Genomic DNA, 6,582 nt, shown 5'->3' with positions numbered 1-6,582 from the left:
TCGTTCTCCCTTCGCGTTCCCGGCGATGGATCCGCAAGTTTTTCCCCGCGGCGACGCAACGTCCGACCATGCCTCAGGCCCCCGCCCGATGTCCACGATCCTTCCACCTGAAACAACGGAACCCGGACGGGGTGTCGCGCCTTGATTCCCACACCGCATCGCCGGGCGTCCGGCGCGGCCGCCGACAACTTCGAGGAACCGCCCTTGTCCACCTTCCTGCGTACCCTTGCCCTGACCGCCGCCGCCGTCGGCGCCATCGCCTGCGTCCCGCAGGACGGCTATTACGGCAGCGGCTCGTACAACGACGGCTATATCAGCGACGGCGGCTACAGCGACGGCGGCTACACCCGGATCGACAACCGCTACCGCGGCGACCGCAACGACCGCGCCAACAGCTGCCGCCGCGCCTATGACGGCGAGTGCGACGAGGGCCGCTACGGCGGCAGCAACCGCTGCGACGACGGCACCGACACCGCCGATTGCCGCGGCTATGCCAGCCGCGACCGCGACCACGGCCCGAACAGCTGCCGCCGCGCCTATAACGGCCAGTGCGACGAAGGCCGCTACGGCGGCACCAACCGCTGCACCGACGGCACCGACACCGCCGACTGCACCGGCGGCGGCTACCGCAGCAACCGCCGCGGCTATAACGACAGCGACGACAGCGGCTGGCCCTTCGACTGACGGTCCGGCCCCGGCGTGGCGGACTTTTTTCCGCCACGCTCGGCCTTTCCCGGCCGCGGCGCCGCCATGATCGCCGCGCAAGGTCGGGTCCTGCGACCGATCCTGAAGGGGGACCCGCATGACACCGATCCGCCTCGCCTTGCCGGCCGCTGCGGCCGCGGCGTTCCTGGCCATGCCGGCCTTCGCCGCCGAGCCGCTGGCGCTGAAGCGCGTGCTGCTGTCGACCGGCGGCGTCGGCTATTTCGAATACGAGGCCAAGGTCACCGGCAACGAGACCCTGGACCTCGCCGTGCCGCTGGACCAGGTCGACGACGTGATGAAGAGCATCGTCGTCTATGACGACAAGGGCGGCATCGGCGAGATCAGCCTGCCCGGGCGCGAGCCGCTGGCCGCCGCCTTCCGCGAGATGCCGTTCGGGCCGGAGGCGCTGGCCTCCCCCGCCGACCTCCTGAACGCGTTGCGCGGCGCCGAGGTCCGGGTCGAGGGCGCCCGCGGCGTCTCCGGCCGCATCCTGTCGGTGGTGCCCGAGACGGCGAAGGACAAGGACGACGCCCAGATCACCCGCCACCGCGTCAGCCTGATGACCACGGGCGGGGTGCGCCAGTTCCTGCTGGAGGAGGCGGACGGGCTGCAATTCGCCGACCCGGCGCTGCAGGCCAAGCTGGATGCGGCGCTGGCCGCCCTGGCCCGCGATTCGGCCAAGGACCGGCGCACCCTGGCGATCCGCGCCACCGGCGACGGCGAGCGCACGCTGCGCGTCGGCTATGTCGTCGAGGCGCCGCTGTGGAAGACCAGCTACCGCCTGACCCTGGCCGCCGACCCGAAGGCGGAGACGGCAGCGCTGCAGGGCTGGGCGGTGCTGGAGAACATGAGCGGCACCGATTGGCAGGGCGTCGACCTGACCGTCGTCTCCGGCAACCCGGTCACCTTCCGCCAGGCGCTGTACCAGAGCTACACCGTCGCCCGGCCGGAGGTGCCGGTCGAGGTGGCGGGCCGGGTGCTGCCGCCGGTCGACGAGCGCGCCCGGGACGCCGATGGGGACGCGCTGGGCCGCGCCGCGGCGGGGGCCGCCCCGCCGGCGCCGATGGCGATGATGGACCGGATGATGGCCGCACCGGCCATGACGGCAGAGGCGACGAGCGAACCCCAACAATACGCCAAGGTCACCGCGGCGGAATCGGGCGAGACCGCCACCCAGGTCACCTTCCGCCTGCCAGAGCCGGTGACCGTCGCCGCCGGCCATTCCCTGCTGGTGCCGATCATCGACCGCGAGATCCTGGCCGGCCGGGTCGACCTGTACCTGCCGCAGACCGAGCCGAAGCATCCGCTGGCCGCGGTCGACCTGAAGAATGACGGCCAGACCGGCCTGCCGCCCGGCGTGCTGACGCTCTACGAGCGCGCCGGCGACGGCGCCGTGTCCTATGTCGGCGACGCCCGGCTGGGCGCGCTGCCGGCCGGCGAGACCCGGCTGCTCAGCTTCGCCGTCGACCAGAAGGTGACGGTCGACCGCGAGGACAAGCAGGACAGCACCCTGGCCCGCGCCCGAATCGTCGACGGCGTGCTGGAGCTGACCAGCACCCAGCGCGCCAGCGTCACCTATGCCGTCACCGGCGCCGCCGGCGAGGACCGCACGGTACTGCTGCAGACGCCGCGCTACGAGGGCTGGACCCTGACCGAGCCGGCCGAGGGCCCAGGGAAGAATAAAATCGAGATCGTCGCCGGCCAGTACCGAATCCGCCAGCCGGTGGCCGCCGGCAAGACCGAGAAAGTGACGGTGACGCAGGAGCAGCCGCTGTCCCAGAGCATCGACCTGGCCGACGACGCCGACGACCAGATCGCCGCCTGGGCCGAGGACCGCACCCTGCCGGCCAAGGTGCGCCAGGCGATGGCGGAGCTGGCCGGCCAGCTCGCGGTGATCCGCGACCACGAGGCCGAGGCCGGGCGGCTGGACCAGCGCCTGGGCGAGATCGCCCGGGAGCAGGCGCGGCTGCGCCAGAACATCGGCGCCGTGCCGAAGGACAGCGACCTGTTCCAGCGCTATCTCGGCAAGCTGAACGACAGCGAGAGCGAGCTGGAGCAGGTCGGCACCGACCTCGCCAAGGCGCGCAAGGCGGCCGATGCCGCCCGCGCCGCCTTCCGCCAGTCGGTGCGCAAGCTGAACATCTGAGAGCCCACCCCTCCTGACAGTATGCTGTCAGGAGGGGTGTCGTATTCTCCCATCATCGAAGGCCCGTCCCCGGGCCTCACGGATGGAGAGACGGCGATGGCCTTCGTCACCGAGGTGGTGCTGTTCCGGGCCCGGCCCGGCATCGCGGTCGAGACCGCGGTCGAGACCGTGGTCGAGGCGGCGGAGGGCAGCCGACGGGCGCTCGCCGGGCTGGACGGCTATATCGACCGCAGCTTCGGGGTCAGCGCCGACGGCCTGTTCGGCGACATCGTGCGCTGGCGCGACCTGGCCTCCGCCGAGGCTGCGGCCGGAGCGGCGCCGGCCCTGCCCGGCTTCGACCGCTTCATGCAGGTCATCGACGGGCCGGGCGTTCGGCTCTATCACTTCAGGAGCCGTTCCCTCTGACCTTGCCGCCTGCCCCTTCGGCGGGCCTCCCGCCGATGCGCCGAGCCGATCGCCTGATCCAGATCCTGCTGTTGATGCGCGGCCGCAGCCTGGTCACGGCGCAGCAGCTGTCGCAGGCGCTCGAGGTCTCGGAGCGCACGGTCTATCGCGACATGGCGGACCTGCTGGCCAGCGGCGCGCCGATCGACGGCGAGGCCGGGGTCGGCTACCGGCTGCGCCGCGGCTTCGAGCCGCCGCCGGTGCAGTTCACCGCCGAGGAGCTGCTGGCGCTGAGCCTCGGCGCCCGCATGGTCGCGGCCTGGACCGACCCGGCCCTGGCCCGCGCCGCCGGGAACGCCGCGCGCAAGATCTCCGGCGTGCTGCCGGAGGCCAGCGCCGCCTCGCTCGACGAGGTGCCGATCCACGCGCCGGGCCGCCGCCCCTATCCGCTGGAGCTGATGGAGCCGATCCGCATGGCGATCGCCGAGCGGCACAAGCTGCGGCTGCACTACAGCGCGCCGGAGGCGACCAGCGAGCGGATCGTGCATCCGCTCGGCCTGTTCTTCTGGGGCAATCGCTGGACCGCCACCGCCTGGTGCGAGCTGCGCCAGGACTTCCGCAGCTTCCGCCTCGACCGGATCGACACGCTGGAGACGCTGGAGGAGCGGTTCGAGCCGGTCTCCGGCCGCACCCTCGAGGACTACCTCAACCGCGAGCGCGAGTGGCGCGAGGCGGAGGAACGGAAGGCGGCGAGCTCCCGTTCCGGTTCCTAGAGGCCGTCGCCCGAACCATGGCGTCGACGGCCGAACGAACCGGAGGCGTCGCGTGCGCTACATCCTGCTCTGGCTGCTCGGGATACCGATCCCGCTCCTGATCCTGATCTGGCTGCTCTTCCGCTGACCGCGCCTCAGCCGGCCCGCCCGGCCAGCCCGAACAGCAGGTTGAGCACCAGGGCGGCGCCGGTGCGGCCGGTGATGTCGTCATGGTCGAAAGGCGGCGAGATCTCGACCAGGTCGAATCCCAACGTCTTCGGATGGCCGCCGATCCGGTGCAGCGCCTCCTGCACGTCGCGCGCGTCGAGCCCGCCCGGGTTGGGCGCCGCGGTGCCAGGCGCCTGGCTTTGGTCGATGCAGTCGATGTCGACCGAGACATAGAGCGCGTCCACCCCGTCGGTCGCCAGTGCCAACGCCTGCTCGACCTGCCGGCGGTGCGGCTGGCCCTGGCCTGGCTGACCGCCGGTTCGACGGCTGACGGACCGAGCCGACAGCACAGGGTTCAGCCTCGGCAGCACTCTATAGCGGAGCCGAAATATCCGTTATGAAACAAAGACTTGTGCCGTTGACCCATCGCCTTCGCACGACTATCCGGGGCGCATCGACCGTCACCCGGATGCCATCGTGCCCCTTGCCACCACCCTCGGCCTCGCCTTCAGCCTGTCCATGGACGCCTTCGCCGCCGCGATCGGCAAGGGCGTCGCGGCCCGCCGCATCCCGGTCCGCGCCCAGGCGGTGGAGGCAGTGCGGGTCGGCGTCGTGCTGGGTGGGTTCGAGCTGGTCATGCCGCTGCTCGGCTGGGCATTGGGCATCGCCTTCGCCGAGTCCGTGGCGGCAGTCGACCATTGGGTGGCCTTCGTCCTGCTCGGCCTGGTCGGCGGCCGCATGGCCTGGCACGGCATCCTGCCGGAGCGGGTCTCGGCGCCGGACCGGCGGTCGAGCCTCGGCGCGCTGGCCATGGCCGGCATCGCCACCAGCCTGGACGCGACCGCGGTCGGGGTCAGCCTCGCCTTCGTCCGGATCGACATCTGGACCGCGAGCCTGACCATCGGCGCGGTCACCTTCGCCATGTGCCTCCTGGGCTTCGGGCTCGGCCGCGGTGCCGGGGCCGGGCTCGGCCGGCTGGCCGAGGTGCTGGGCGGCCTCGGCCTGATCCTGGTCGGCGCCCGGATCCTGGTGGAGCACCTCGGCGGAGCCTGAGCGGAGCCCAGGATTTCCCGCCCATCGCCGCCTCGACCGGCCATCCCGGGCGCTCGGCGCATGCCAGGAGAGCGCTGCCAGCCTTACCGACAAAGTGCCGGATTTGGTACATTCCAGGCCCATCGACTGAATCGGCGGCTCCGACGAGGCCAGGATGGAGCGGGCGGACGCAATTCTCAGCGCGGTGCAGCAGATCTACGCCTCCGCCTTGTCTCCCGATGGCTGGTCCGGCGCGCTCGACGCCGTCGCCGCGGTCGTCGAGGGGCGCTATGCCGGCGTCCTGATCGAAGACCAGACGCGAGGTCAGGCGCAGTTGCTGACGGACGGGACCTGGGATCCGGAGCATCTCGATCTCGTCACCGCCACCGCCCAGGCCGGGGTGCTGCCGCCCTGGCTCCGGGGCCTGCCCGTGGGGCTCGCGACGCGGAGCTCGACCATCCAGGCGGACCGGGACTACAGCCGATCGCTCTACTACAACGAGGTGGTCCGGCCGATCGGCAACTTCTATGCCGCGGTGGGCCTGCTGGACCAGACGCCGACGCATCGCGGCCTCTTCGCGATCGGGCGTCCCCGCGGCGCCGAGAATTTCGCCGAGGAGGACATATCGGCGCTGCAGCTGATCCTGCCCCATCTGCGGCAGGCGCTCGATCTGCGCCGGCGTGCCGGCGGGGCGGAGCTGCATGCGGCGGCCATCGAGACCGTGCTGGACCGGCTCGATCTCGGCGTAATCCTGGCCGATGCCGCGGGACGGCCGATTCACCTCAACCGCCGGGCGGAGGCCCTTATCGGCCGAGCCGATGGCCTGTCCGTGGGGCCGGCCGGAATCATGGCGGCACTGCCCCAGGAGACCCGGCGGCTGCATCGGGCGATCGCCGCCGCCGTCGCGGCCGGCCTGCCCGCCGGCAGCATCGATGCCGTGGAGCGCGCCGCGGCGGCCGGTGCCTATGTCCGGGTGTCGCGATCGTCCGGGGCGCACCCGCTGCTGTTGACCGTGGTCCCGCTGTCCGGCGCCCATGCCAGGATCCATCCCGGGCAGGCGGCATGGGCCGCGGTCCTCATCACCGATCCGAATGCCGCCGTCGCCCCTGCCCGGGCCCTGCTGCGCGAGATGTTCGGCCTGACCGCGGCGGAATCGGCGCTCGCCGCCGAGATCAGCCGCGGCGACGGCATCCAGGCGGCGGCCGACCGCCTCTCGATCTCGGGCAACACCGCCCGCACCCATCTGTCGCGCATCTTCGACAAGACCGGCACCAGCCGGCAGGCGGAGCTGGTCCGCCTGCTGGCGCAATGCCGACCGCCGGCGCTGCCGTCCGACTGAGCGGTCGCCTCCTTTGCCGCCGTTGTTTGCCGCGCGGAATGCGGCTACTGTGACCC

7 protein-coding genes are annotated in these 6,582 nt (G+C 72.0%); 6 read left to right on the top strand and 1 reads right to left on the bottom strand.

The window, feature by feature from the left end; all coding sequences use genetic code 11:
* Positions 1–204 precede the first annotated feature (204 nt).
* The 4 genes from AAHM41_RS14360 (at position 205) to AAHM41_RS14345 (ending at position 4,008) form a co-directional block, all read left to right on the top strand.
* The gene (locus AAHM41_RS14360; protein WP_342237235.1) at positions 205–684 is read left to right on the top strand and encodes a hypothetical protein; all 480 of its coding nucleotides are present in this window, start codon (positions 205–207) and stop codon (positions 682–684) included.
* A gap of 118 nt (positions 685–802) precedes the next feature.
* Positions 803–2,851: a DUF4139 domain-containing protein gene (locus tag AAHM41_RS14355; protein WP_342237234.1), complete on the top strand. Its 2,049-nt coding sequence runs from the start codon at positions 803–805 to the stop codon at positions 2,849–2,851.
* A gap of 96 nt (positions 2,852–2,947) precedes the next feature.
* Positions 2,948–3,256, top strand: coding sequence for a hypothetical protein (locus tag AAHM41_RS14350; RefSeq protein WP_342237233.1), 309 nt, complete (start codon positions 2,948–2,950; stop codon positions 3,254–3,256).
* A 35-nt stretch (positions 3,257–3,291) separates the two neighbouring features.
* Positions 3,292–4,008 carry a helix-turn-helix transcriptional regulator gene (locus AAHM41_RS14345; protein ID WP_342237232.1) on the top strand — a complete coding sequence of 239 codons (717 nt, stop codon included), beginning with the start codon at positions 3,292–3,294 and terminating at the stop codon, positions 4,006–4,008.
* 134 nt (positions 4,009–4,142) lie between these two features.
* On the opposite strand, the gene AAHM41_RS14340 is transcribed toward AAHM41_RS14345, so the two are convergent.
* A complete protein-coding gene (locus AAHM41_RS14340) occupies positions 4,143–4,505 on the bottom strand; it encodes an arginase family protein (RefSeq protein ID WP_342237231.1) in 363 nt (120 codons plus the stop codon).
* A gap of 127 nt (positions 4,506–4,632) precedes the next feature.
* On the opposite strand from AAHM41_RS14340, the gene AAHM41_RS14335 reads away from it, so the two are divergent.
* A complete protein-coding gene (locus AAHM41_RS14335; RefSeq protein WP_342237230.1) occupies positions 4,633–5,208 on the top strand; it encodes a manganese efflux pump MntP in 576 nt (191 codons plus the stop codon).
* A 154-nt stretch (positions 5,209–5,362) separates the two neighbouring features.
* Positions 5,363–6,526 (top strand): helix-turn-helix transcriptional regulator, encoded by a 1,164-nt coding sequence (locus AAHM41_RS14330; RefSeq protein ID WP_342237229.1) that lies wholly within the window; start codon positions 5,363–5,365, stop codon positions 6,524–6,526.
* The last annotated feature ends 56 nt before the right edge of the window (positions 6,527–6,582 follow it).

The sequence above is a fragment of the Inquilinus sp. OTU3971 genome (genome assembly GCF_038440215.1).
The sequence above is the reverse complement of the archived record's forward strand: the minus strand, read 5'-3'. Positions and strand labels throughout refer to the sequence as shown.

What these genes read in the sequence shown, in the direction of transcription:
- AAHM41_RS14355 (WP_342237234.1), top strand. Translation starts at nt 803, where the DNA reads ATGACACCGATCCGCCTCGCCTTGCCGGCCGCTGCGGCCGCGGCGTTC.
- AAHM41_RS14350 (WP_342237233.1), top strand. Translation starts at nt 2,948, where the DNA reads ATGGCCTTCGTCACCGAGGTGGTGCTGTTCCGGGCCCGGCCCGGCATC.
- AAHM41_RS14345 (WP_342237232.1), top strand. Translation starts at nt 3,292, where the DNA reads ATGCGCCGAGCCGATCGCCTGATCCAGATCCTGCTGTTGATGCGCGGC.
- AAHM41_RS14330 (WP_342237229.1), top strand. Translation starts at nt 5,363, where the DNA reads ATGGAGCGGGCGGACGCAATTCTCAGCGCGGTGCAGCAGATCTACGCC.